Here is a 24,668-nt window from a genome sequence, read left to right on the forward strand (position 1 = left end):
CCACTTTATTAGACGGATTCAGGAATTACCCCTGATAATCCACGTTTTTGGCGAATTTTACGGATGATGCCGTTAACGCTGTTCCTTATAGAACTCTTTAATGACCAAGAACTCATCCAAATGCTTAATGAAGAGATCTACGATTACAGGATCGAAATGACGACCTCGTTCCGTTTTAAGCAATTCCATCACACGATCAAGTTCCCAAGCCTTTTTATAAACACGATCACTGCACAGAGCGTCAAAGACATCAGCTAATGCGGTTATACGACCATAGAGATGGATCTCGTCGCCGCGAAGTCCTTGGGGATACCCTGTTCCATCGTAACGCTCATGATGCTGTTGGGCGATGATAGCTGCGGCATTTAGGACTTGCTTGTTCGAATGCTTAAGCATTTCGTACCCAAGATTCGAATGGGTTTTCATAACGTCGAATTCTTCACTTGTAAGCGATCCAGGCTTATTCAAAATCGCATCTGGTATGCCAACTTTACCCACATCATGCATCGGTGAAGCTAAGCGAATGACTTCGGCTTCCTGCTCGGATAATCCATATTTGATGGCCAGTAAACGGGAGTATTCAGCAACTCTTTTTACATGGTGTCCCGTTTCCTTGGATCTCGTTTCTGTGATTTCGCCCATCGTATAAATAATTTCTTGCTGTGTGCTTTCCAGCTCTTCATTCAAATAGATATTTTCGAAAGCCACAGAAACATTCGCACAATAAATATCAACTAAATAATGCTCCCACTCGCTGAGTGCTTTGAATCCATTCATATAGATGACATTTTCCATCCCCATCTTACTTTGAAAATAAATCACAAAGCGATCTGACGCGAAGCTGCTTTTTTTGGAATGAAAGGCATGTTCAATCTCATCCAGTACATCTGCAGGAACAACATCCCTTGCTCGTTCATCTTGATTGGATGCATAATCCCCGCTCGCTGCTAGGATATAAATATCCTCAACACCTTTGGTAACAGCAAAGCTGCAATGAAGCGCATTTTTATGTAAATTAACGATCGATGTCATTTGTGTTAAAACACCAGAAGCGAATTTCTTCATAGATTGCAGCTCGAATAGCGAAGCAGATGATTTAATAATCTCCTCCAGGCCTGATCTGCTTTTCTCAATTGTTTTAATATCACGATAGGAACGCAGCGCCGTTACCACTGTGGTGAACAGCTTCTGTGTTGTGAGTTCTGTCTTTTCTTTATAATCATTAATGTCATAATCCATGATGACCGTGCGTTCAGGCGCTTGACCTGGCTGACCTGTCCTCAAAATAATACGTAGCGCCTGATTATTCAATTCTTCGCGTATGTACTTAACAATTTGCAGCCCCGCATCATCTTGCTCCATGACAACATCTAAAAGAACTAAAGAGGCATTCGGTTGTTGTTTCAATAACTGTTTGGCTTCTAAAGCCGAATAAGCACTATGGAATTCCAGCTTCTTTCCATCAAATTCGAAATCTTGCAGAACCATTTTCGTCACTTGATGGATTTGTTTCTCATCATCAACAATAAGTACGACCCAAGGGTCTTGTTCGATCGTTACTTCCTTAGCTGAATCGGTCTCTTCTTCCTCAGCAAAAAGAAGCTCATCCTGGTCCATTAACCCATCTTGTCCTGTCATTGCACGGCTTCCTCCTCTTTCGGAATTGTAATAGTAAATAAACTTCCTTGTCCCAAGGTACTGGAACCATCGATGGTTCCATTCAGTGATTGTGTAACGAGATTATAGACAATATTCATCCCTAACCCAGTTCCGCCTTTGCCGCGGCTCGTCGTGAAGAATGGATCAAAAATTTGATCTAGAACTTCTTGCGTCATCCCTTTACCGTCATCTGTATAGGAAAGAATTATATAGTCTCGATGATCTTCAACTCGTATGGTTAAACTGCCTTCTTCCTCTAACGCATAGGCATGGTTCAAAGAATTCATAACTAAATTCGTAATAATTTGTGATAAAGCGCCTGGGTATGTGTAAAGCATCAGCTCATTATCGCAATATACATCTACTCGGAGCCTTGTTTTCTTAAGCGTAGGTTTCAAACTTGAAATGATTCCCTCTAAATACTCTTTCAAGTGAAACGTGCGCTTTACTTCAACACTTTGATCAACAGAAATTTGTTTAAAACTGCGCACCAAGGAAGAAGCGCGTTCCAAATTGGCCTGCACCATGGCATTCGTCTCTTGGGTAATGGAAAGGAACTGTTCAAGGTCAGACTTTTTCATTTTCCCTGTCTCATACAGGCTCTTAAATTCCTTCGTCTTTTGATCCAAATAACTAATTGCTGTTACACCGATCCCGATTGGTGTATTGATTTCGTGTGAAACACCGGCTACCAGATTGCCTAAAGCTCCCATTTTCTCCGATTGGACAAGATGGTCCTGTGTCACCTGCAACGTTTTTAGTACCTGTTGAAGCTCTTGGTAACGTTCATCTAAATTTTTGACCATGTCATTAAAAGCTTCAGACACTTCCGCGATTTCGGGGGAAGCTTTGAACTGCAGCGTAGGAAGGTCTCCTCCTTGCTTCACAATAAGGGCGGCTTCACGAAGCCGACTTAACGGACGAATAACAATCCTTCGCAAAATAAGCCATAGCAATGTTGACATAACAATAGCAACGCTAAAGCCCACAATCAGAATAAGTTTCGTTCGTTTTGTCAGCAGCGCGGCTTCCTCGGAGGAATCAAATATAACTTCTACCGCACCTACAACAAGGCCATCTTCCTGAAGAGGTGCCGTTAGACGGACAACCGGTTTATCCGTTTCCGCCATAGGCACTCGGTCAACAATGGTTTGATCTTGCTTAGGAACGACTACCATAGAAAGAGGCATATGATTACCAACTTCAGAACGATTGGAAGCCGCGAGAACAATGCCTTGTTTATCGTATAACTTCATCTCTAGAACACGCGTATTTTTGTATTGAATATAATCAAATATTTGCTGCACATCGGTAACGGAACGAGATTCTTCATAGCGTCCATTAATGGCAATTGTCATGCCGCTTATTTGACTCACATAGGCTTCTCTAATGGATTGATTTAAACTTATAGTATCGAAGATCAACATGGTAGAGAGCATACTCACCGTAACAGCAGTTACGACGAAAACAATTCTTTTCTGTAAGCTCAATCTCTTTTTAAGAAATGGCATGGGATGCTCCTACTTCACTTCAAACGTGATCGTCTTGCTTACATCGTAAGGCGTATGATCGTTATTATGTAAGGAAACTTTTAATTCGTGAGGTCCTTTGCTTAAATGCTCATATTTTTTTTCAGTAGACGTCATGATTTCTTTTTCTGCTTTGTCCAATGAAACATGAACATGCCCTTCTCCTTGCTTGCGCTGCTGATCATAATGCTCTTTGGAAAGCTTAAGGTCAGTTGTAATTCGAAGGGTTGCTGCATCTCCGTTAACTATGGTACTTGCCTCTAAGGTAGGCGTGAACGAATTTGCCGGTGCAGTATTGGTTTTGGATGATCCACATCCGGAAATACTTAGTGAAACAGCTGCAATTATACAAAAACCTTTCCATGTTCTCATCAATTCATCCCCTATTTAGACCCTAATTGTCTAATCATGTCAAAAAAAAGCTATCTTCTCTAGCTTATGAATATTCAAGCGGTTTGTCCACTTTTATTTTGGAAACAATAACCTTTTTGCGCAATTGATTTTGTATTCGAAATTTTCTGACTTTTCATGTCGAATTATCATAAGTGCGCTCACATTTTGCGCTTCCCCAGGAAATAATTTCATTTCCCAAACGAAGAATGATTTCCCCAGCTTTGGAGCAATGTAGTAAAGTCGCTGTTCTTTTTTACCCATAACAATTATCCTTAGGAGGAACTCCCCTATGACAGAAACCCATCAGCATCAGCAGCCGCTTCAGCACGCCATTGACGCAGCAGATCATGCTATACTCCAAGCTCAAGACGCTGAGCATCAACTGCAAGTAGCTATTACACAGGCTAACCCTCGATCTATACAATCCGCACAAGCGGCGCTTACAGAGGCTAAGCAGCAAGTTCACGAAGCACATGAGCAGCTTCAAGCTTTTAATAACGATGAGTATGGGCAGCAGATACAGCAAACCATGGAACAATTGACGCAAGCTTCACAAGATATCGAGGCCAATCAAGAGAAGTTCCATACCCCGAAGCAAATTCGATAAGACTATTATCTAGGTAAAAAGTGATCGAAATTCGATCGCTTTTTCTTTTTATACGAACATTATGTTAAACTACGGAGGAAGGTTTTCAAGTTATTTGGGGAGGCACTACATTTCATGCTCGTTATCGGAATTGCCGGTGGTACCGGTTCAGGAAAAACTACAGTAGCTCGATCCATCATTACCAAGCTAGGGTCCACGAACGTGACTTTAATTTCACAAGATAATTATTATCTTCATCATAGTGGTCTTACTTTTGAAGAACGGGAACGTATCAATTATGATCATCCCCGTGCCTTCGAGAACGCCTTGCTGCTCAAGCATTTAAATGAATTGAAAAGCGGCAATGCCGTGGACATTCCTGTGTACGATTTCTCGCAGCATGCGCGCTCAGAAGAAACGATTCGTATCGAGGTAAAGCCGATTGTGCTGCTCGAAGGCATTCATGTCTTAACAGACGAAGAGCTGCGCGGCGCTTTGAACATCAAGGTGTTCGTTGATACAGACCCGGACGTCCGTATTCTGCGCCGCTTATCCCGAGATATTAATGAACGAGGACGTACACTGCAATCTGTCTTTGATCAATATTTGACGACGGTTAAGCCGATGCATGACGCATTTATTGAGCCATCCAAGAAATATGCTGACATTATTATTCCTGAGGGCGGAGAAAATCAAATTGGCATTTCGATGTTGACTATTTTGACAGAGCGGTATATGACGGATCAAGCTGCGAGCTATGAAATAGGCTAAATGAAAAAGGACACCAAACCTTGTTTTAGGTTTAGTGTCTTTTTTCATACAGTTTGACGTCGAAAAGTAAACCCAGATAAGGCAAATAAGACATAGATAAAGCTTATCAAGTAAAAAATACTGGCTGTGCTTATATAGCGTATAGCTATTCCTCCCATTAAAGGGCCAGCTATACTCCCTAAACTGTACTGGATTGAAGCAAGAACATTCGCAGTAGGTACTAAATGTCTGGGTAGTATGTCAGCTGCATAGGCCAAACCTAGTGAAAAAAACGAGCCCACCATGCCCCCGGCAACGCCGAAACAGAGCCCAATCAACCAAAGATTCGAACCTGCAAACGGAATACATAGAAATGCGATGGAGCCAATGAGGCCACTCACAATAAGGATACTTCTCCGCCCTACACGATCACTCCAAATCCCTAGCGGCAGCTGCATGATGAGACCCCCTACCCCCATGATGGGCAGCAGAACACCAATATTAGATTCCGTGAGACCTGCACGAAGCCCATAAATCGGAAAGTTACTGTTCATCGAAGCTTCCATATAGCCATAGAGTAGGGATGTAATGAGCGGGAACCAAGCGATTGCCAACACCTTTGAAGCACGCTTATGCACCGCCTCCACTTTGTCCAGTTGCTCTGGCTTCTCATTGGTCAACTGCAGTACAAGAGTCAGAACGATCAAGAAAAAGCAGCCGGTTGTCAAAAAGGGAACCCAACTGCCTGCTTTGAGCAAGGTAATTCCTATAGGTCCTAAGCTAAAACCAACGCCATAAGCCATACCGTACAAAGAGATATTACGTCCTCTACGCTCTTTAGGGCTTGATGTAACGATCCATAACTGCGTCGCATAATGCAGGGCGCTATCCCCAATCCCTACAAGCAAACGAAGTACAAACCAGAAACCAATCTGCTGCCATAACGGGAACAAACAAGTTGCCATGATGACCAGTCCCATCCCGACCATGATGACCGGCTTATATCCGTATCTTCGTACTGGCCTCTCTATGAAGAACATCGTGGAGAAAATACCAATATAAAGCGCTGCCGCATTCAGACCATTGGCTTCCGTCGAGACACCCGAACGATCCAAAAGGATCGTTAGCAGCGGCAGGAGCATACCTTGACTCATCCCTGCCACGATAACGACCATAATTAATATGATTAATTTGTTACTAGCGATCCGTTGTTTAAGAGCCATTTCCAAAATCCACAACTTCCCATCTCTCCGCGTATTCATTCAGCTTACCATGGAGAGGGACATGGAATTGGTTGATGATGACGAGTCTTACTTTTTTTATCCATTCCTTGAAGGAAGGATACGTAACGAATAGATTCGCATACCGGTCACTCATGCACACAAAATGAGGAGTGGGCGTTTTATCCGTCAAAAATTTCAAAGATGTATCTATCGGTGTGTACTTCTTACGCTTCCCTTCCCACTTATCCAAGTCCAATTGAAGGGTAGTATCCACTTGTTCCAGAAGGCTTTCCAAATGCTTCACACGGGCATAATAGGGCTGCTGACAAGGGATATCCATTCTCCTAAGCGTTTCCTCATGCTGGGGATAAAAGATAGCTCGAACGAACTTCCTTTCCTCCGCCCATCTGGTAAAAGCGTGCACTTCTGTCTCCGTCCAGTCCTCAAATGTTTCAAATAATAAGACGGTTCCTTTATGAGTCTCCGCCGGAGGTTCGTACCCGAATGGTACTTTAATCTGATCTCTTGCCATTGCGTCCTCCTCTAGTTGTAATTTTCTGTTGTCTGTCATTCCTTGATATATTGTAGCATACCCCACTAAGTTCCACGAAATCATTAGTCATTATTGGCTTAAGAACGCCTGTTGCGATATAATTTGTAAGTACCTATATTCAATTAAGGGAGACCTATAGAATGAGAGATCCAAGACTTCAAACTTTTGCCCGAAATATTATACGTTATTCGGTTAGCCTTAAACCTGGAGAAAACATTCTGATTGAAATGATTGGAGTCAAAGACCCCGAACTCGCCAAATGCTTCATTGAAGAAGTGCATGCCGTAGGCGGCAAACCATTCATCGAGCTGCGTGATCCAGCAATTACTAGAAGCTTACAGTTGACCGGTACGCAAGAGCTGTTTAGCCAATGGTCCGAATTCGAGCTTGCGCGGATGAAGCAGATGGATGCTTATGTAGCCGTCCGCAGTGGTGATAATATTACCGAATCGTCCGATGTACCCGATGATCAAATGAGGCTATATCTGAAATACTTCCAGCGTCCTCTCTTCGACGAACGCATTAATAATACAAAATGGTGCGTCATGCGTTATCCGAATCCTTCCATGGCTCAGCTGGCCGGCAAAAGCACCGAGGCTTTCGAAGATTTCTACTTTAATGTATGTAATCTCGATTACAGCAAAATGGCTGTCGCTATGGAATCGCTTGTCGACCTGATGAACCGTACAGACCGCGTTCGCCTCGTTGCCAAAGGGACTGATATTAGCTTCTCGATCAAAAATATTGGCGCCGTTCCTTGCTCTGGTCTGAGAAACATACCTGATGGTGAAGTATACACAGCGCCTGTGAAGGACTCCGTTAATGGTGTAATCAGCTATAACACTCCTACGATATATTCTGGCACTTCTTTTGAAAACATTGTATTACGATTCGAAAATGGACGTATTATTGAAGCTACCAGCAATGACACGAAGAAATTGAATGATATCCTGGATACCGATGACGGTGCTCGATATATTGGTGAATTTGCAATTGGCGTAAACCCGTACATCCAACATCCAATGAAAGATATTTTATTTGATGAGAAAATTGATGGCAGCATTCACTTCACGCCAGGTCAAGCTTATGAGACAGCGGATAATACGAACCGCTCCTCTGTTCACTGGGATATGGTGCTTATCCAACGTCCCGAATATGGTGGCGGCGAAATCTACTTTGATGATGTTCTCATTCGTAAAGACGGACGCTTCGTCATCCCTGAACTGGAAAAACTCAACCCAGAAAACTTAATGTAGTTAATTTAAAAAAGCAGCTGCTGCTTCCGACTAATCATCGGTAAGCCTTAGCTGCTTTTTTATCCAGTTCGCAAGAAAAATAGGTAATGTCATTAACAAGTGTGATTAACCAAGCCAATGAAACACCTGTTCAGGCGATTCATCAAGGGATGGCAGCTTAATTGGAATTAGCAATAACGTATCCTTCACTTGCTCATTATGGACTGTAGCCCATTTAGCAGGATTTATTTGAACCTCTGTGCCCTTAGGAACAAATTGAAATAATTGCTGCACATCCGGATTCGTCAGTCGTATACAACCCAACGATTGATCCATGCCGATTGAGCTCTCATCGAATGTACCATGAAGCGCGATCGCTCCAAGTCCCAAACCGGCCTCCCCATAAACCTGTGCATGTTTCCCTTTGGGCTGCTGTACACGATCCATCACCCGGAAATCTCCTTGGGGTGTGCTTCCGTTGGCGCCAAGACCAATATCTTTAACCCACAGTAAATAGCTGCCGCTAACCAGTTTCAATTGATGTTCAGCCTTGTTGATTTCAATATGTACAGGCTCATAGGGGACTCGACCAATGCCTTCTGCATTCGCATAAAACATCTGCTCGACATCAGCCGCACTGGAATCATAGACCCATCCCCCTCGTCCGTTATAGTCCGTGGAAATGTCATTTGAACTTGTGACCGCTTCTAATGGAATGAAGCTCAAATAATTATTCGGATAATCTTGTAGGAGAGCATTCAGATTAACGGGGGCCCTTCCATGATCTATGCGGTACGATTCCAAAGCTGTACGAACTAAATTAGCACCAATCGCACTAAGCGGTTGGTGCTTTTCAAATTCAGAATTCAGAAAGCGAATTCTCACTGTGCGATCCGTCGCGGGATGATATTGAGCGATAACAATGGCGCTCTTCGTCAATTCATCATTCGTGAGAAGCATCGTTTTCCCTTTGTTCACGTTATCTTGTGAAACGATGCCATAAATAAGAATGCTGGAATTCGGCATCTCCTTGGCTAATTCCAAAGCTTGCTTATGCAGCGCCGTTTCAATATCTTCATTTTGGGTGTCAGGATCAAGATACATGATAAATGGGACATCCATCGTCTCATACGTAATCTCACTTCCAACGCCCCAGACTTTCATTTTCGAAATCGCTTTATAGATCGGGGCATCTCCAACAAACAAGAAGACTAACATCAAATTAAGTACAAAGAGCACGATAAGCATTGTTTTCATAAAAGGAGGTAACAGCCGCTTCTCCGTCTCTGGGAAAGCCTTTTCCATACTTGCTGCATGTTCCGCTTGTTGCTGATCCAATTCACGAATAGCTCGATTAGCAGCCGAATAAAATGGCGATGGATACGTTCGAAGAACTTCTTTGTAATGAAAAATCGCCCTTTTCAAATTCCCTTTTAAGTGAAATTTTTGCCCGATCTTATAATGAGCTTCCGGTGAATTAGCATCAATATATCGGATCACTTTCTCATAATATTGTGGATCTGAAGGGCTAATGAACAAGTTCTTATGCAGATGAATTAGATTATCGTCGAGATGGTTACGAAATCGTTGGCTTCTGCGTATCATTCGGCTCCTCTCCGTTCAATAGAATAGCTTGTCCATTCTAGATGAATGATACAATTAGTATCTCTGATACATAATGTATCACGCTAAAGATAGAAAGACAACTATTTATTACCACACTGAATGAACGATAATCATTTAGCAAAAGCTGAATCGACGGAGGTGATAAATCATGAGTGGAAGAAATAGTAAACCTAAAAACAATGGACCTGCAGGCAGCCCTTCTCGTTTAGATCAATTCGGAGAAAAAGCGGTACAACAAGAGAAACGAGAAGCTAAGGAACGAAACAGACCGACATGCTAGAGTGATGAAATTCATCGTCTCAGCTAGTATCTTCAGATGATTAGGCTGAGACGGTGTCTTTAAGCATGTTTTTCATCGTTATGGATTCAATTTCAGGTACTACGTGAACTGTAATGATGAATTTCATCGTTTCAGCTGACATCTCTGGTGGATTTAAGCTGATACGGCTTCTATAAGTATGTTTTTCATCGTTACAGAGACTATGTCAGCTACTCCCTGTACATTAGCGATGAATTTCATCGTTTCAGCTGCATCTCCTAAGTTTTGACTCGCCCGAGGAACTGTTGCGGTCAAATACAACAAAAAAAGACGTTCCCACCACGCCAAACGTGGTGAAAACGTCTTTCCTTTTCTTAATGAGCCACTTGATTATAAGTCATAATCCAAATCGAACCGGCCACGATCGTCAGCAAGATCACAAGCCCAAAAATCAGCGCCATGATATTCCAGCGTGCATTCTCGCCCTCTTTCACATGCATGAAGAAGAACAATTGAACACCGAATTGTAGCACAGCCATGAAGAGGATCAAGACGAGCGTGCCTGTTTTGGTTAACATATGGTTCATGACAGCAACGAGTGGAATGATGGTCAGAATGATCGAGAGCGCAAAGCCAATGATATAAGATTTCAATGAACCATGAGCGTCATGGTTTTCATGTGAACCTGTATGCAGTTGACTCATCTTACATCACCCCCATCAAATAAACGACTGTAAATACGAAGATCCAAACAACGTCAAGGAAATGCCAGTACAATGAAATGACAGCCACTTTGCGTTTGGTTACTGCTGTGATGCCGCGGCGTTTTAATTGCAGCATCAAACCGACCATCCAGATCAAACCAACCGAAACGTGCAAGCCGTGTGTTCCTACTAATGCAAAGAAAGCTGATAAAAATGCACTCGTACTAATTGTTGCACCTTCATGATTTACCATGTTAATGAATTCATTTAGCTCGAGTCCAACGAATGACGCTCCCAGAAGCACGGTTACGGCGAGCCAGCCGATTAACTGTTTCATGTTCCCTTTGTGCATGCCAAGCACGGCTAAACCGCTCGTGAAGCTGCTAGTAAGCAAGATAAAGGTTTCCGCAATGATACCTGGCATCTTGAACAATTCTTCCGGGGTTGGTCCCCCGTTCGTATTTTGATGAAGAACCATGTACGTAGCAAATAAAGATCCAAATAATATACAGTCCGTGATTAGAAAAATCCAGAATCCGAACGTTTTGAGCGACTCGTGATCATGTTCATGATCGTGTTCGTGGGCGTGATGCCCACCTTGCGCGGCTGCTTGTGCCATTATACTTTCGCCCCTTTCAATGCGGCTTCCGTACGTTTCACTTCATCAGCAGGAATATAATAATCCGTATCATAGCTGAACGAACGTGCAATCATCGTGATCGCGACACCAATTAAGGCCGGAATCGTTAGCCACATCCAATTAAATACAAAACCAAATCCAGCGAAAAACCAGAGAGCGGACATTAGGAATGGAATGGAAGAGTTCTTAGGCATGTGAATCGGTTCATACTCAATCTTGGCTGGTTGCTTGGTAGATAAGTTTTGCTTCTGCTTTTGTTCCCACCATGCATCTGCCTCATTTACTACTGGCAATACAGCAAAGTTATAAATTGGAGCTGGCGATGGAATCGACCATTCTAATGTTCGGCCATCCCATGGATCCCCGGATACATCCGGTTCTCTGAATTTAATCGAGTGGGCAATTTGCCATACTTGGAAAATGAACCCGACACCCATAAGGAAACCACCAACGGTTGATACGAGATTTAACGGTCCCCAGCCCATATCGAAATCGTACGTGTACGTACGACGTGTCATACCATCTAAGCCTAAGAAATATTGCGGCATGAAACAAACATAGAATCCAATGTTCCACAGCCAGAATGCCCATTTACCTAAGTGTTCGTTCAGCTTAAAGCCGAACATTTTCGGCCACCAGTAGTAAAGTCCAGCGAAGTAACCGAAAGCTACACCACCAATTAAGACTTGATGGAAATGCGCAATTAGGAAGTAGCTGTTATGGAATTGAAAATCAGCTGGCGCAACAGATAACAATACCCCTGTCATACCCCCAACTACGAAACATGGAATGAAAGCAATCGTCCACATCATCGGTGTCGTAAAACGAATCTTACCGCGGAACATAGTGAATAACCAGTTAAATACTTTTGCACCGGTAGGTATCGCAATCAACATCGTACTAATGGCGAAAAAGGCGTTAACATTCGCGCCGGACCCCATCGTAAAGAAGTGATGCGCCCATGTGAAGAAGGACAATAAACTAATGATCAGCATAGCGAATACCATCGATTTATAGCCAAACAATTTCTTTTTGGAGAATGTAGCAACAATTTCCGAGAAAATCCCGAAAGCTGGAACGACAACAATGTAGACCTCAGGGTGACCCCACATCCAGATCAAATTGATGTACATCATCGGATTCCCGCCGCCATCCAACGTGAAGAAATGTGCGCCAAGGAAACGGTCAAGGAATAATAAGGCTAACGTCACTGTTAAGATCGGGAAAGCAAAGATAATCATAATGCAACTTGAAAATACGGACCATGTAAACATCGGCATCTTCATCAACTTCATGCCAGGCGCACGCATTTTCAAAATGGTCACGATAAAGTTAATCCCTGTTGCCAAACTACCGATACCGGATATTTGAATCCCCCAGATATAGAAGTTCTGTCCAACACCGGGACTGTGTGACATTTCCGAAAGCGGCGGATAGCTCAGCCATCCTGCATCCGGTGATCCACCGATGACGAACGATACGTTGAAAAGCATAGCTCCCCAGAAGAACATCCAGAAGCTAAGTGAGTTCAAGAACGGATATGCTACGTCTCGAGCTCCAATTTGCAGAGGGACTACGATATTAAATAAACCGAACATCAATGGCATAGCCATGAATAAAATCATGATCACGCCATGCGTTGTGAAGATTTGATTATAGTGTTCTGCTTGTAAAAATTCGCTGTTTGGCATGGCTAACTGCAAACGCATTAGAAGCGCATCCACACCGCCGCGGAACAGCATCATGATCGAACAAATGATATACATGATTCCGATTCGTTTATGGTCTACACTTGTTAACCATTCACGCCAGAGCCAGCCCCACTTTCTGAAATAAGACAGCACGAATATCATAGCGATCATCGAGAGTCCGATACTAACCTGAGCACCCAGGATGAGTGGATCGCCCGTTACGAAAAACTCAGATGCGAATTGCTTTATTTTATCCAACATGAGCAGATCTCCCTTTCTCAAAAGCTTTGATCGATCATTTTGTCATTTTCATTTGACTATGATCATTATGGTTCATAGGGGCATTTTTGTCCGTTGATTGAGGCTTACTCGTCTCTTTCACGGATTCTGTACTGCCATGACCACTATGAATGGATTGACCATTCGTATATTTCGTTACTATCTTTTCGAAAAGTCCATCTGGCACTGAGGAGAAATATTGCACATCCGATTTACCAGGCTTTGCTAATGCTTCATAGCTTTCCATCGTAAGTTTTGTCGGAACCTTTTTCGTTTTGGCTACGAAAGCATCGAAATCACTCTGCGATGTCGCATTCACATCGAACGTCATATCCGCGAAATGCGCACCGCTGAAATTCGCTCCCGTCCCGAAGTAATGCCCGATCTCATCGGCTTGCAAATAAAGTGTCATCGCCATACCTGACATCGTATAGATCTGTCCACCCAATTGCGGGACCCAGAACGAGTTCATCGGAGCATCAGAGGTCAGCTCAAACTTAATTGGTGTATCCTCTGGAATTTGCAAATAGTTGACTGTTGCTATGCCCTGCTCCGGATACGTGAACAACCATTTCCAATCCAGCGATGTCACTTGAATGGTGACGGGTGGTTTATTGGATTTCAACGGTTTAGAAGGCTCTAGGGCGTGCGTATAACGAATAGTTATAACAGCCAAGGCTGCAATAATAATGATGGGAACTGACCACCAAACGATTTCTAAGGTCGTGCTGTGCGCCCAATTTGGCTTATATGATGCTTTATTGCCTTCTTTATCACGATACCGCCATACGATCCATGCAGTTAGCGCAAGAACCGGAACGAGGATTACCGTGCATAAAATAGTGGAAATCACAATCAAATCTTTCTGTTCTGCACCCACAGGTCCTTTGGGATCCAGTACCATAGCTTGATTACTGCAGCCTGCCAATAAAACAATGATGGCGACCATCATGAAGGGCAGCATAGCTTGTACGAGTGTTCTCTTCTTCATCCTACTTAACCTCCCTATCAACAAATCTGATCTATTATCAAGATATCATCTCGCTGATAAAAGTACACTGTCGCAAACGCAACTTAACAAATACGTCAAAGGATCGACGTTTTACTGTAAAACAAATGTCACAGAACGTTTGTTGACTATTATAAAAATGTATGAAAACTCATGAAAATGAAAAAGCCCTTCAAGTTGTCACTTGAAAGGCTTTTTAACTGCTCATAATACGTTGTACTTATTCGGTCTTTGAAGCTGCACGTGAATGCACCAGGTGGATAGCAGTCCGAATGACATAAATATGAACACTACCTACCATGAAGCCAATTCCAACCATCAAAGAGGCATTGCGATCACTAAAATGATCCATATTCAACAAGCTTAACAGTAATCCTATGCCTAGCAAAGCCCATGCCGCTATTGTCATCATCTTTACTAATGGCATCACATCGCGCTCACTGCGCTCATTACTACTGATTAAAACGGCTCTATTTGCCATAATTATCACTCCAAACCCCAATGTAAGTGCTTTATAAACATAGTATATCACAAATCCGCGATTTGTTCATATTTTATTCACACGTTGATCAAAATTTGGACAAAAATAAATACGTCGAGTTCACAAATAGAAATATATTGACTTTTATTAATTTTTATGTTATAATAAAATATTTGTTTGACAAACATCCAACCTCCTAGGTATGATAGCACTGTTCTTTCACTATCATTTCTCTATGGAGGGATTCGAATGCAGATTGCGAACGGTATTTATATGCTTGAACTGTCAGTTCCTGTTATGGGGCGTATCGATGTCATACACCCAACGCTTTTTTCCGATGATGGAGGCGCCATCTTGGTGGACACTGGATATCCTGGTTTATTACCGCTTATTCAGAAAGCCATGGAGGAACATAACGTTCCATTCCGTCACTTGAAGACGATTATTATTACCCATCAAGATATAGATCATATTGGAAGCTTACCAGATTTCATAAGCAAATCTCCGCATAAGCTTGATATCCTTGCCAGTGAAATTGAGAAACCTTATATTCAAGGCGAGAAGATGTTGATCAAAATTACCCCAGAATCGATCGAACAAGCGGTCGCTAGCTTACCTGCGGATATTTCACCGGAATGGCGAAAAGCTTTTCGATCGGCTTTGGAGAATCCGCCTAAAGGTCCGGTCAATGACATTCTTGATGATGGACTCGAACTTGCGGGCTGTGGAGGGATTGTCGTCATACATACCCCAGGTCATACTCCGGGACATGTCAGTCTGTACCACAAACAGAGCAAAACATTGATTGCGGCTGATGCCTTGGTTGTTTCAGATGGTCAACTTCTCGGACCCATACCGGAATACTCTGTTAACTATGAGTTAGCAATGCAATCACTTAAGAAGTTCAGCGAATACGACATAGAAGCTGTTATTTGTTATCACGGCGGGTTGTACACAGACAACGTAAATCAACGTATTGCTGAATTGGCAGCTTCTTCTATCTAAATCATCACCGTTTCGTTTAAAATCGAAAAAGCAGGCTGCCACAATTGGCAACCTGCTTCTCATATGTATGTCCTGCTACTTCAATAATGTGTAGCCTCCGATAAACGGAAGTGGTTTTACTTGGCCTTGAGCCGCAGCAACAATACCTAGAATGGCTAAAACAAACACGGCCAAATTCGCTAAAGGCAATAGAATCCAACCAATAACCGGAATGATACCCAAAACAACATTCACGATGACAGCGGCCAGTAATAACGTAAGACCTTGGTTAGCGTGATACCATGCAAACTTTGAGTCCTTTGCAGCGATGAGCGGGATAAAAAACAAGATGTATGCAATGATAGCCATTCCCTTATTACTTTGAATATCCGAAGAATCATACATAGACAGCACCTCTTTCATTTTCTCAAAGTATACTATTCCATTATATTCGGTGTTTTCCATCTATTCTATTGAATTTCACACATTTCGAAAAATTATTTTCCAATTTTACACGCGATAACCCAGAAGCCAATCCAATTGCTTCATTTGGACATCATCAGGAAGAAGTCTAAGCACCTGATTACGCAGCATAATAGCAGCCGGATTACTCATTTGCACGATGCGTGCCATTCGTCTAGATTGACGCACAACTTGATTGGCTCGGGGTTTTCGATTACTTTCATAAGAATGAAATGCAGCTGCCACGCTGCTTATTGAGAACATTGAAATTCCCTCAAGAAATCTAGCTAATACTAGAGCATCCTCCATCGCCTGTGCGCCTCCTTGCCCGAGATTAGGCAGCATAGGATGTGCCGCATCACCAAGGAGTGTTACTCTCCCTCGGCTCCATCTTTCAAGTGGTTTACGATCATGAATGTCATGCGTTAATATGGACCCCTCATCGGTTGACTGGATAGCCTGCTCAATCGGATTATGCCAGCCCTCAAATTGCTTAAGAACGTAGTCCTTCTTACGATCCACACCTGCCCCTGAGGCTCCGTTGATTGCAGCGAACCAAAAAACTTGTCCCTCGCCAATCTGGGAAAAGCCGAACCGTCGTCCTCTACCCCATGCCTCAAATCCTCCACCGATCTCAGGAATATATCGCTTATCCAAGAACGCAGTAATACCTCGGAAAGCTCTAAAACCTGAATATCGCAGCTTTTCTAAGCCAAATAATAGATGAGCCACTCGTGAATGAATGCCATCTGCACCGACTAAGATATGTCCGGTATCTTCTGTTCCATCATCAAAATGGACAACAACCTGATGCGGATCCTGTTCAAACGTTTTCAGTTTTTTATTCATATAAACGGTAGTTCGTTCATTTAGTTGTTGAAATAAAATCATTTGAAGCTTAGCTCGATGAATAAGGTAGCTATAAGTTCCATATTGAGCGGCTTGCTTCGAAACAGGAACTGAAGTAATCGGTTTTCCATCCCATGAGCGAATTTCAGCCATGCCAACTTTAGCGCCGGCTACCCTTACCTGTTCGGCCAAGCCAAGCTCCGTTAATACATGCATGGCATTCGCAGCTAATACAATTCCGGCACCGAATTCGGATAGCTCTTTCTTTTTCTCGTAGATGACAACTTCCCAACCTTGCTTTTGTAAGAAAAGCGCTGTCGTTAATCCACCAATTCCAGCTCCAATGACAATGGCTTTCCTAGTAGTAGGTAAGATATTATTCACGCTGCCCTCCATAACCAACAACCATTTCCATCTACTGTAACATAATCCAGTCAAGACAAAAACCTCCTAAAACCACTGGTTAAGGAGGTGCGTTATTATGAGGGTATGAAGTTTATATTATGTTATGTTGCAACTAATTGTTGTTTAACCTCAACGATCTCAAGATTCGAGAAAAATCGGCTTAACTTCATCATTTTCTCATTTGCTGCCAATTTAGAAAGTGGCGGGCACATAGGCTTTCCTCTGTAACATACGATAAATAACAAACTCATCACCTACTCTTCCATTGAAGAATTCACATCTTTGTCTGATACATAATGTATCATACAATAATTTTACTTGAGACACAACAAATAAAGATAAATACCGTCATATTTCGATAGTATATGTAATTTCACAGGACTTTATAACCAAATGAAAGTAAAAAGGAAAGATCTAGAACAACTTCAATTTCTAAACTCAATTAAACTCCTACATAATTCGAAAGACCCCCTAGGTATGAGGGGGTCTTTCGATATTTCCATATTAAACGATGACTAATTCGGAAAGCTTGGCACGTACCTGCTCAACTAATTCAATCGCATCTTCTGAACGATTCACAACATCAACACGATCCATATCTACAATCAACACTTCAGAGGCATGATAATGATTCATCACCCAATCATCATAACCTGACCAAAGCTGCCGATAATAATCAACTAAAGATTGATCTTGCTCGAAGCTTCGTCCCCGCAGTCCGATGCGGTACATAACCGTTTCGAAGGAAGCTTTTAGATAAACCATAAGGTCCGGTGCTTTCTTAGGAAGCTCGGCAAGCTCAGACATCATATTGTCCGCAAGCCCCTCATAAACATCAAATTCCAGTTGTGAAATACGACCTAACTCCCGATTCACTTTGGCAAAGTACCAATCCTCATAGATACTTCTATCCAGTACATTCCGATTATGTACTAACGCTTGTTTAATTGCCTTAAATCTTGTATTCAAGAAGTGTAATTGAAGTAAAAACGGATATCGCTTCTTCTCAATTTCTTCCGGAGTTGCCGTATAAAAAAGCGGAAGTATCGGATTATCATCGACACTTTCATAATAAACATTTGAATTTAATTCTTGTCCAAGCAAAGTCGATACCGATGTTTTACCTAGACCAATCATTCCCCCAACCACGATCACAGCCATTGACCCCTTTCTCCTTCTGCCCATTCCTAATTAACCGTCAGTCAATTCTTGCAAAGCTTCCCTATTATACAAGGAATTCATAGTGGTGGGAACCCTATTTTTTTTAGCTTTATCTATCGTTTTCTTCTTCTCTTGTAATCCGCTCAATGACAGCATGAAGATCATCTGGTCTTAGTAATTCTACTGGTGATACGCCTTTTTCAAAGTGTAAATAATCGCCTTCAATCAGGATGACATACCGTTCACCTTGTCGGGCAATGTGAACCTTGCGCCCATAATCGGCAAGCTGCGCCTTCACACTGATATGATCAAGCTTGATGCGCATTTCCAGATCTGGCTTCTGCTGGGCCAAATAATTGGCGGCATCCATGACCTGAGTCGGTGTCCACTTCTCCTGAAGCTCGCGCTTTTAACTGGCTGCCCAGATTTCCAAATCCTTTTCTTCCTGCTCACGTTCCTCAGGTTTATGCTCATAGTCTCTCTCTAACTGCTGCTGAACGAGCCCTAGAACTTGATGATGCAATATTTCTGGCATGGACTGCTCATATTCTACATATTTTAGGAAATCCTCAAAGTAACGAGCATGTGAAGCCTGGTGAATTTTGAGCTCTGAAGGTTCTAACATGCCTTCCTCAGGCATAAACGGATATTGGATCGATTTCATGTTTTTCGCATTGATCGCCATTTCCACTTGATTCAATAAGCTCTTTTCGTCCTGTCAATCGTATTCAAAATTGAACAACTTTGATTGTACTTGGTATAAAACCGAAACGCTACAAAAAAATAGGAACAGTTTGTGATTATTTGTAAGTTCATGCTGTCACTAGTAATAAGCGCTGCTATTTCAAAATAATAAGACAGAGGTGTGAAGATGATTTACGGAACCAAACTACTGGAAACAGATACAGAAATTTTCATTGCCGCTCTTACAAAAACACCTGTTTATGTTTGGTCATTAGATTCATTAGGCGTTTATTATCAGGTAAATTCGGGTTTTATCGTAAAATATACACCTGATGAAGTACAAATTCATTGTGAACAGGACTCCTCGATGACGAAATGGCATTCTAGAGAATCGAATGAATTTAGTATCCGTTTTTAGAAATGAATAAACCGCCCGTTCCTGTCACCGTACAGGTCTGGCGGTTTTTACATTCATGCTATTCGAATTCACTTATGTCCTTACTTATCGGCTGCGTCGGCAAAAACACATCAATAATAGTTCCTTCTCCAATTTGGCTCTGAATCGACATTGTGCCTTTGTGCGCTTCAACGATCTTGAAACACATCATTAGACCGAGTCCTGTGCCCTTTTCCTTCGTTGTATAGAAAGGTTCACCTAATTGCTTAACCCGCTCCTCTGGGATGCCGCATCCATTATCCTGAGTCCTCACTCGGATCATCTCACTGCCCTGCATGGAAACGGTAATCTTAATTTGTCCATCCTTCGTTATGGCTTCAATCGCATTTTTCACCAAATTAATAAACAATTGCTTAAGATGCATCTCGGAACAAATGAACTCCGGAATATCAGACTCAAACTCGAGCAAAAGCTGAACATTGCAAAGATTAGCCTGTGTATCAAGCAGCGCTATTACGGTTTGTAATATATTTATCAAATCACTTCTTTTGTATTGAATAGCTTCCGGTTTCGCAATGACGAGGAATTCGCTAACGATGAAATTAATCCGATCCAGTTCGGACAGCATGATGTCAAAATAGTGCTGTTTCCCCTTCATATCGTTCTGCAGCAGCTGTAAGAAGCCTCGGAGTGACGTGAGCGGATTTCTTATTTCATGAGCAAGACCTGCGGCTAACTGGCCTGCGACAGAGAGCTTATCCGATTTACGCAACAATTCCTCTGTTCGTTTCCGTTCCGTAATATCTCGCGTAATACCAGCGAACCCGATAATCTCGCCCTTCTCATTCTTAATTGGCGTTTTGGTCACACTTACATGAATGAGTTGTCCATCTTTGCGAACCCGAACAGTCTCTAACCCCGAAATTTGATTACCTGCTTTCAATATGTCATGAATTTCTTTATGATGCTCTTCCAAAAAAACTGGATATATGGGCAATGGTTGATTTAGAAGCTCATCCTGATTCCAACCAAATACTTTCTCATAGGCTGAATTGACAGAAATAACCTTAAACCGTTGATCGAGTACGCAGATGGCATCTGTTGTATTATTAATAAAAGATTCCAGCAGCTCCTTCGTATCTCTAAGCTCCGTTTCCATATGTTTACGTTCCGTAATGTCCACACAAGAGCCGATCACTTCAACCACGCGGCCATTTTCAAAAATGGGACGTAAAGATGTCAAATACGTAATCCCTCGGAATGTGGCTTCATACATGACATTTTCTTCCCCGCTCCATGCCCTGCGGTAATACTTATCGATATTGATAGCCATATAAAATGGCCATATCTCGTATAAGCCGTTGCCAAGGATATGCGATGGCTTATAGCCGAGTCTATACAGAAGTTCACCGTCACATAAGGTATGAATGAATTTCCCTCGCATTTGTCTGAACTTTATGGTCATTCCTTGCTGTCTGCGAACTGTGTCATGCAGGTCCTGCTGCGCAACTCTCAAGGACTCACGGTCTTTATTATGCTGGGTGATATCTCTAGCGATAATATAAACGCCTTCCGTTATCCCATTCACAATAATCGGCACATTTTTTAAGCCTAATTCAATCTTTTCACCACTCTTATGCGTAACCCGAAGCATATAATTATCCGTTTGCAAGAGCGCACTATCGGTCGGGTATTCTGCTTGATCCTCTTGTTCCCAGAAATGATGGATGGACCGTCCCACCATATCCGTCTTCGTGTAACCCAAAATCCGTTCCATAGCAGGATTCACACTTAAGATCAAACCATTCAAATCACTTGTCAAGATCCCCGCTGGATTATGCTCAATTAATGAATTATACCGCTGTTCACTCTCCGCAAGTTTACGTTCCATCTCGGACTTTATCGAGAGATCTTTCATTTGGGCCATATAATAAAGAGGTTCATTATCAGAGTTTCTAATTAGCGAAATCCCGCATTCCACCCTTATAATTGTCCCCTCTTTTGACTTCATTCTTTGTTCGATCTGAAAGGAGCGTAAATCCCCGGACAACAATTGCTCTAAATGTCGAAGCAGTTTGTCGGTCTCTTCGGACAAAAAGATCGCAGTTATATCCGTATATAATAATTCTTCTTCCGAATATCCAGTTATCGCGCTTAGGCTGTTATTCATTTTCATCCACTGTCCATTGAGTGAAATAATCGCCATGCCCATCGTTGTGAATTCGAATACCGTGGCAAATGACGGTTCCGTTCTCGAAAGCATATCCATTCCTTATCCTCCATCTTAAAAATACATGGATGGTTTCCATCACCAAATGTTTGAATTCGACGATGTAAAGATTATTCCTCCCGCAACAGCTCTTGGTTGATCAAATAGTTCATGAAATGTGCCCTTGAAATTCCTCTTTATGATAAAATAAAATGGTTCTTTCATATGTTCGTACATCACTAATTAGGAGGAGCACAATTGCCTAACATCTGGACACATCTGATTTTCGGTCAAGAATCAATGAACCAATTGGGGCATGCCAATATGCTTAGTGATAAGCAGCTGCGACATGTTTTCTCCTTGGGCTGCCAAGGACCCGATTTCTTGTTCTATCATAACTTCTTACCTTGGGAAAAAGACAAGAAACTCAATCAATTGGGAAGTCTCATGCATACGAAAGCATGCGGTCCGTTCTTGATGGATCTACTTTCCCATATGCAAGGCAGGGGCTTGTATAATCCCGCTGTTGTTTATGCACTTGGATTCCTTACACACCATATTCTCGACCGCAACATGCATCCCTACGTTTTTTACAAATCAGGCTTCAAGAAATGGGATCACCAACGATTTGAGATTATCATGGACACACTCATTGTTCGTCGCAAACTTGGACTACAGACATGGAATACGCCTGTATGGAAAGAAATATATGTTGGAGAAACTCTGCCCCTCGGTATTGTTCCAGCGCTTGCCCACGCTGCTGCCATTCACTATCCTGACCATGCATCGCAGGTTTCTGAGAAGGATTGGAACGATGCTTACATCGACATGATTCGAGCTCAACGCTTGTTCCACGATCCGAAAGGAATCAAACGGTTATTCACCTTCGGTCAAATCTCGCCGTTGGTCTATACCAAGCATCCGGCTCCGCTTGATTATTTAAACGAAGCCAAGACGGTTTGGAATTGTCCTACATCATTAGATGAAACATACACATACAGCATTTGGGACTTATGGGATATTGCGATGGAAGATGGACAAATCGTTCTCCAGGCAGCCATACAAGCCTTACAACGAGGTTCTTCGGCTGATTACCAAGCCTTAGAAGAAGTTCTCGGTAATCGCTCCTATGAAACTGGCAAGGACTGTGACAGCGGACTGCAAATCACTCATGTCCAGCCTATGATTTAAAGCTTTGCATCATCAACCTGATCAAGCCATGAATCGATATGACCAATTACCGATGCCACACAGCCTTCTTTGAAGGGCGAGATTAGCTTCGCGACTTGAACAAGCTCTGTGAAATTCAGACTTCCGCCTTGCTGACAAAGTCTTAAGTAATCCTCCCAAGCTAATTCTGGATTTTCATTAGCTCGTTTCCAGAATTGAAACGCACACACTTGCGCAAGTGTGTAATCAATGTAGTAAAACGGGCTTTTGTAAATGTGGGCTTGCTGCTGCCAAAAGCCCCCTCTATCCAAATAGTCGTTATCCTCGTAGACACGATGAGGCAAATATTTGCGCTCAACCTCGCGCCAAACTAGCTTACGCTCAGCGGGTGTCAGTTCCGGCTGCTCATAGATCCGATGTTGAAATTCATCAACCGCAACACCGTATGGAATAAATAAGAGCGATTCACTTAGATGCTTGAATTTATACTTATCTGTATCTTCCTCGAAGAACAACGACATCCAAGGCCAAGCGAGAAACTCCATGCTCATGGAGTGAATTTCACAGGCTTCCAAGGTCGGAAATATGTATTCAGGTACTTGAAACTCTCGGCTGCTATATCCCTGGAAAGCATGACCTACTTCATGCGTTAAGACATCAATGTCACCTGAAGTTCCGTTAAAGTTAGAGAAAATGTACGGTGCTTTGTATGTACTAATATAAGAGCAATAACCACCTACGCGTTTTCCCTTCTTAGCCACTAGATCCATCAAACCGTTATCGATCATAAAGGTAAAGAACTCATCCGTTTCGGGGGATAGCTTTGCATACATCTTACGAGCTTGTTCCACAATCCAATCCGCATCGCCTTTTGGCGTCGCATTCCCTGAGGCGAAACCAAACTTGTCATCATAATAGTGCAGCGAGTCTACCCCGATTCTAGCCTTCTGCCGTTCCTTTAGTTTGGATGCCACCGGTACAATGTGTTCAAGAACTTGATTCCTAAATACTTCCACGTCTTTGGCATTATAATCAGAGCGGTTCAAACGAGCGTACGCGAGTTCAACAAAATTGCTGTATCCGAGCTTCTTAGCGATGAGCGCACGAATCTTCACTAACTGGTCATACAGTTCATCCAATTTCGCTTCATTCTCTATAAAAAAGCTATATTTCACATCATTCGCTTCTTTACGGACTTTTCGGTCTGTTGATAATTGAAAAGGCACGAGTTGGGATAAATTTCGTTCTTCCCCTGCATAAATGAGCTTCGCAGAAGCAAGCAGCTTCGAATATTCACTGGCCAGTTTGTTTTCTTGTACGAGATCTTCAACAATTTCCGGCGAAAACGTTCTCAATGATAAGGAGGCAATCGTAAACAGCTGCTTCCCCCATTTGACTTCTAACTCTGAACGATAAGAGGATTCAATGAGTGCTTTATAAAACTCTGTAATCAACCCTTGATATAGAGGCTCAATTTCATCGAAATACTCTTGCTCAGCTTTGTAAAATTCATCATTTGTATCCACACTGTGACGAATCCGGGCAATAGATTCCATAGATTCCAACTCACTTCGCAGACTAACGATCGCTTCCATCGCTTGGTCTTGATCGCCAAACGAATTTGCTCGTTTAAACGCCTCTAAAAGCTCTTTAAATTTAATTTCAAAAGCGCTAAAATCGGGTCTTTCGTACTTAAATTCTTGAAATTTCATTGGATTCACTCCTTTGAT

Annotated in this window: 24 protein-coding genes and 1 pseudogene; 7 read left to right on the plus strand and 18 right to left on the minus strand. The window is 42.4% G+C overall.

Annotated elements, in window-relative coordinates; all coding sequences use genetic code 11:
- Window positions 1-72: 72 nt before the first annotated feature.
- The 4 genes from GC102_RS08485 to GC102_RS08500 form a co-directional block, all read right to left on the minus strand.
- Window positions 73-1,638, minus strand: coding sequence for a DUF3369 domain-containing protein (locus GC102_RS08485; protein ID WP_216627993.1), 1,566 nt, complete (start codon window positions 1,636-1,638; stop codon window positions 73-75).
- On the minus strand, window positions 1,635-3,170 hold the full coding sequence (locus GC102_RS08490; protein ID WP_171689106.1) for a sensor histidine kinase: 1,536 nt from the start codon (window positions 3,168-3,170) through the stop codon (window positions 1,635-1,637). The genes GC102_RS08485 and GC102_RS08490 overlap by 4 nt, the downstream gene beginning before the upstream one ends.
- A 9-nt stretch (window positions 3,171-3,179) precedes the next feature.
- Window positions 3,180-3,560, minus strand: a complete 381-nt coding sequence (locus GC102_RS08495; protein WP_171689107.1) for a hypothetical protein — start codon at window positions 3,558-3,560, stop codon at window positions 3,180-3,182.
- A gap of 93 nt (window positions 3,561-3,653) precedes the next feature.
- The gene (locus tag GC102_RS08500) at window positions 3,654-3,842 is read right to left on the minus strand and encodes a hypothetical protein (protein ID WP_171689108.1); all 189 of its coding nucleotides are present in this window, start codon (window positions 3,840-3,842) and stop codon (window positions 3,654-3,656) included.
- Window positions 3,843-3,870: 28 nt separating this feature from the next.
- Between GC102_RS08500 and GC102_RS08505 the strand changes: the two genes are divergently transcribed.
- Both GC102_RS08505 and udk read left to right on the plus strand, forming a co-directional pair.
- Window positions 3,871-4,188: a hypothetical protein gene (locus GC102_RS08505; protein ID WP_060646781.1), complete on the plus strand. Its 318-nt coding sequence runs from the start codon at window positions 3,871-3,873 to the stop codon at window positions 4,186-4,188.
- 114 nt (window positions 4,189-4,302) lie between these two features.
- Entirely contained in the window at window positions 4,303-4,938 is a 636-nt protein-coding gene (udk, locus tag GC102_RS08510; protein WP_171645552.1) for a uridine kinase, read from the plus strand.
- A 44-nt stretch (window positions 4,939-4,982) separates the two neighbouring features.
- Here the strand turns inward: udk and GC102_RS08515 are convergent, their stop codons facing one another.
- Entirely contained in the window at window positions 4,983-6,155 is a 1,173-nt protein-coding gene (locus tag GC102_RS08515; protein ID WP_312883201.1) for an MFS transporter, read from the minus strand.
- Window positions 6,130-6,672: a hypothetical protein gene (locus tag GC102_RS08520; protein ID WP_171689109.1), complete on the minus strand. Its 543-nt coding sequence runs from the start codon at window positions 6,670-6,672 to the stop codon at window positions 6,130-6,132. The genes GC102_RS08515 and GC102_RS08520 overlap by 26 nt, the downstream gene beginning before the upstream one ends.
- 161 nt (window positions 6,673-6,833) lie before the next feature.
- On the opposite strand from GC102_RS08520, the gene GC102_RS08525 reads away from it, so the two are divergent.
- Window positions 6,834-7,949, plus strand: a complete 1,116-nt coding sequence (locus tag GC102_RS08525; protein ID WP_171689110.1) for an aminopeptidase — start codon at window positions 6,834-6,836, stop codon at window positions 7,947-7,949.
- 105 nt (window positions 7,950-8,054) lie between these two features.
- Here the strand turns inward: GC102_RS08525 and GC102_RS08530 are convergent, their stop codons facing one another.
- Entirely contained in the window at window positions 8,055-9,533 is a 1,479-nt protein-coding gene (locus GC102_RS08530; RefSeq protein ID WP_171689111.1) for a L,D-transpeptidase family protein, read from the minus strand.
- A 169-nt stretch (window positions 9,534-9,702) separates the two neighbouring features.
- On the opposite strand from GC102_RS08530, the gene GC102_RS40005 reads away from it, so the two are divergent.
- A complete protein-coding gene (locus GC102_RS40005) occupies window positions 9,703-9,834 on the plus strand; it encodes a hypothetical protein (protein ID WP_268796061.1) in 132 nt (43 codons plus the stop codon).
- 353 nt (window positions 9,835-10,187) lie between these two features.
- Here the strand turns inward: GC102_RS40005 and cyoD are convergent, their stop codons facing one another.
- From cyoD to GC102_RS08555, 5 genes are all read right to left on the minus strand, one after another.
- Window positions 10,188-10,517, minus strand: coding sequence for a cytochrome o ubiquinol oxidase subunit IV (gene cyoD / locus GC102_RS08535; protein WP_171689112.1), 330 nt, complete (start codon window positions 10,515-10,517; stop codon window positions 10,188-10,190).
- A 1-nt stretch (window position 10,518) separates the two neighbouring features.
- Window positions 10,519-11,136: a cytochrome o ubiquinol oxidase subunit III gene (cyoC, locus tag GC102_RS08540; protein ID WP_171689113.1), complete on the minus strand. Its 618-nt coding sequence runs from the start codon at window positions 11,134-11,136 to the stop codon at window positions 10,519-10,521.
- Complete coding sequence (locus tag GC102_RS08545; RefSeq protein ID WP_171689114.1) at window positions 11,136-13,109, minus strand: cbb3-type cytochrome c oxidase subunit I; 1,974 nt, start codon at window positions 13,107-13,109, stop codon at window positions 11,136-11,138. Before GC102_RS08545 ends, cyoC begins: the two co-directional genes overlap by 1 nt.
- 34 nt (window positions 13,110-13,143) lie before the next feature.
- On the minus strand, window positions 13,144-14,118 hold the full coding sequence (cyoA, locus tag GC102_RS08550; RefSeq protein WP_171689115.1) for a ubiquinol oxidase subunit II: 975 nt from the start codon (window positions 14,116-14,118) through the stop codon (window positions 13,144-13,146).
- Window positions 14,119-14,356: 238 nt separating this feature from the next.
- Entirely contained in the window at window positions 14,357-14,617 is a 261-nt protein-coding gene (locus tag GC102_RS08555; protein ID WP_171689116.1) for a hypothetical protein, read from the minus strand.
- A gap of 249 nt (window positions 14,618-14,866) precedes the next feature.
- Here GC102_RS08555 and GC102_RS08560 point away from each other — a divergent pair, with 249 nt between their 5' ends.
- A complete protein-coding gene (locus tag GC102_RS08560) occupies window positions 14,867-15,622 on the plus strand; it encodes an MBL fold metallo-hydrolase (protein WP_171689117.1) in 756 nt (251 codons plus the stop codon).
- A gap of 75 nt (window positions 15,623-15,697) precedes the next feature.
- On the opposite strand, the gene GC102_RS08565 is transcribed toward GC102_RS08560, so the two are convergent.
- The 4 genes and pseudogenes from GC102_RS08565 to GC102_RS40935 all read right to left on the minus strand — a co-directional run.
- Window positions 15,698-16,006 (minus strand): DUF4870 domain-containing protein, encoded by a 309-nt coding sequence (locus tag GC102_RS08565; RefSeq protein ID WP_171645562.1) that lies wholly within the window; start codon window positions 16,004-16,006, stop codon window positions 15,698-15,700.
- A 105-nt stretch (window positions 16,007-16,111) separates the two neighbouring features.
- Entirely contained in the window at window positions 16,112-17,350 is a 1,239-nt protein-coding gene (locus GC102_RS08570) for an FAD-dependent oxidoreductase (protein WP_246320805.1), read from the minus strand.
- Window positions 17,351-17,821: 471 nt separating this feature from the next.
- Window positions 17,822-18,478 carry a deoxynucleoside kinase gene (locus GC102_RS08575; RefSeq protein ID WP_171645564.1) on the minus strand — a complete coding sequence of 219 codons (657 nt, stop codon included), beginning with the start codon at window positions 18,476-18,478 and terminating at the stop codon, window positions 17,822-17,824.
- 109 nt (window positions 18,479-18,587) lie between these two features.
- Window positions 18,588-19,181 (minus strand): annotated as a pseudogene (locus tag GC102_RS40935) (DUF3900 domain-containing protein); the annotation flags it as partial.
- A gap of 168 nt (window positions 19,182-19,349) precedes the next feature.
- On the opposite strand from GC102_RS40935, the gene GC102_RS08585 reads away from it, so the two are divergent.
- Window positions 19,350-19,580: a hypothetical protein gene (locus tag GC102_RS08585; protein ID WP_171689119.1), complete on the plus strand. Its 231-nt coding sequence runs from the start codon at window positions 19,350-19,352 to the stop codon at window positions 19,578-19,580.
- 58 nt (window positions 19,581-19,638) lie between these two features.
- On the opposite strand, the gene GC102_RS08590 is transcribed toward GC102_RS08585, so the two are convergent.
- A complete protein-coding gene (locus GC102_RS08590; RefSeq protein WP_171689120.1) occupies window positions 19,639-21,828 on the minus strand; it encodes a PAS domain S-box protein in 2,190 nt (729 codons plus the stop codon).
- Window positions 21,829-22,026: 198 nt separating this feature from the next.
- Between GC102_RS08590 and GC102_RS08595 the strand changes: the two genes are divergently transcribed.
- Window positions 22,027-22,959 (plus strand): zinc dependent phospholipase C family protein, encoded by a 933-nt coding sequence (locus GC102_RS08595; protein WP_171689121.1) that lies wholly within the window; start codon window positions 22,027-22,029, stop codon window positions 22,957-22,959.
- Here the strand turns inward: GC102_RS08595 and GC102_RS08600 are convergent.
- Window positions 22,956-24,650 (minus strand): M3 family oligoendopeptidase, encoded by a 1,695-nt coding sequence (locus GC102_RS08600; protein ID WP_171689122.1) that lies wholly within the window; start codon window positions 24,648-24,650, stop codon window positions 22,956-22,958. The two genes, GC102_RS08595 and GC102_RS08600, sit on opposite strands and share 4 nt — an antisense overlap.
- Window positions 24,651-24,668: the final 18 nt, after the last annotated feature.

It is taken from the genome of Paenibacillus germinis (assembly GCF_013141785.1).
In the GTDB taxonomy this organism is placed as follows: Bacteria; Bacillota; Bacilli; order Paenibacillales; family NBRC-103111; genus Paenibacillus_E; species Paenibacillus_E phytorum.

Bases quoted from the DNA above. Each gene is read 5' to 3' on its own strand.
- GC102_RS08485 (WP_216627993.1), bottom strand. From the start codon at position 1,638: ATGACAGGACAAGATGGGTTAATGGACCAGGATGAGCTTCTTTTTGCT.
- GC102_RS08490 (WP_171689106.1), bottom strand. From the start codon at position 3,170: ATGCCATTTCTTAAAAAGAGATTGAGCTTACAGAAAAGAATTGTTTTC.
- GC102_RS08495 (WP_171689107.1), bottom strand. From the start codon at position 3,560: ATGAGAACATGGAAAGGTTTTTGTATAATTGCAGCTGTTTCACTAAGT.
- GC102_RS08500 (WP_171689108.1), bottom strand. From the start codon at position 3,842: ATGGGTAAAAAAGAACAGCGACTTTACTACATTGCTCCAAAGCTGGGG.
- GC102_RS08505 (WP_060646781.1), top strand. From the start codon at position 3,871: ATGACAGAAACCCATCAGCATCAGCAGCCGCTTCAGCACGCCATTGAC.
- udk (WP_171645552.1), top strand. From the start codon at position 4,303: ATGCTCGTTATCGGAATTGCCGGTGGTACCGGTTCAGGAAAAACTACA.
- GC102_RS08520 (WP_171689109.1), bottom strand. From the start codon at position 6,672: ATGGCAAGAGATCAGATTAAAGTACCATTCGGGTACGAACCTCCGGCG.
- GC102_RS08525 (WP_171689110.1), top strand. From the start codon at position 6,834: ATGAGAGATCCAAGACTTCAAACTTTTGCCCGAAATATTATACGTTAT.
- GC102_RS08530 (WP_171689111.1), bottom strand. From the start codon at position 9,533: ATGATACGCAGAAGCCAACGATTTCGTAACCATCTCGACGATAATCTA.
- GC102_RS40005 (WP_268796061.1), top strand. From the start codon at position 9,703: ATGAGTGGAAGAAATAGTAAACCTAAAAACAATGGACCTGCAGGCAGC.
- cyoD (WP_171689112.1), bottom strand. From the start codon at position 10,517: ATGAGTCAACTGCATACAGGTTCACATGAAAACCATGACGCTCATGGT.
- cyoC (WP_171689113.1), bottom strand. From the start codon at position 11,136: ATGGCACAAGCAGCCGCGCAAGGTGGGCATCACGCCCACGAACACGAT.
- GC102_RS08545 (WP_171689114.1), bottom strand. From the start codon at position 13,109: ATGTTGGATAAAATAAAGCAATTCGCATCTGAGTTTTTCGTAACGGGC.
- cyoA (WP_171689115.1), bottom strand. From the start codon at position 14,118: ATGAAGAAGAGAACACTCGTACAAGCTATGCTGCCCTTCATGATGGTC.
- GC102_RS08555 (WP_171689116.1), bottom strand. From the start codon at position 14,617: ATGGCAAATAGAGCCGTTTTAATCAGTAGTAATGAGCGCAGTGAGCGC.
- GC102_RS08560 (WP_171689117.1), top strand. From the start codon at position 14,867: ATGCAGATTGCGAACGGTATTTATATGCTTGAACTGTCAGTTCCTGTT.
- GC102_RS08565 (WP_171645562.1), bottom strand. From the start codon at position 16,006: ATGTATGATTCTTCGGATATTCAAAGTAATAAGGGAATGGCTATCATT.
- GC102_RS08575 (WP_171645564.1), bottom strand. From the start codon at position 18,478: ATGGCTGTGATCGTGGTTGGGGGAATGATTGGTCTAGGTAAAACATCG.
- GC102_RS08585 (WP_171689119.1), top strand. From the start codon at position 19,350: ATGATTTACGGAACCAAACTACTGGAAACAGATACAGAAATTTTCATT.
- GC102_RS08590 (WP_171689120.1), bottom strand. From the start codon at position 21,828: ATGGATATGCTTTCGAGAACGGAACCGTCATTTGCCACGGTATTCGAA.
- GC102_RS08600 (WP_171689122.1), bottom strand. From the start codon at position 24,650: ATGAAATTTCAAGAATTTAAGTACGAAAGACCCGATTTTAGCGCTTTT.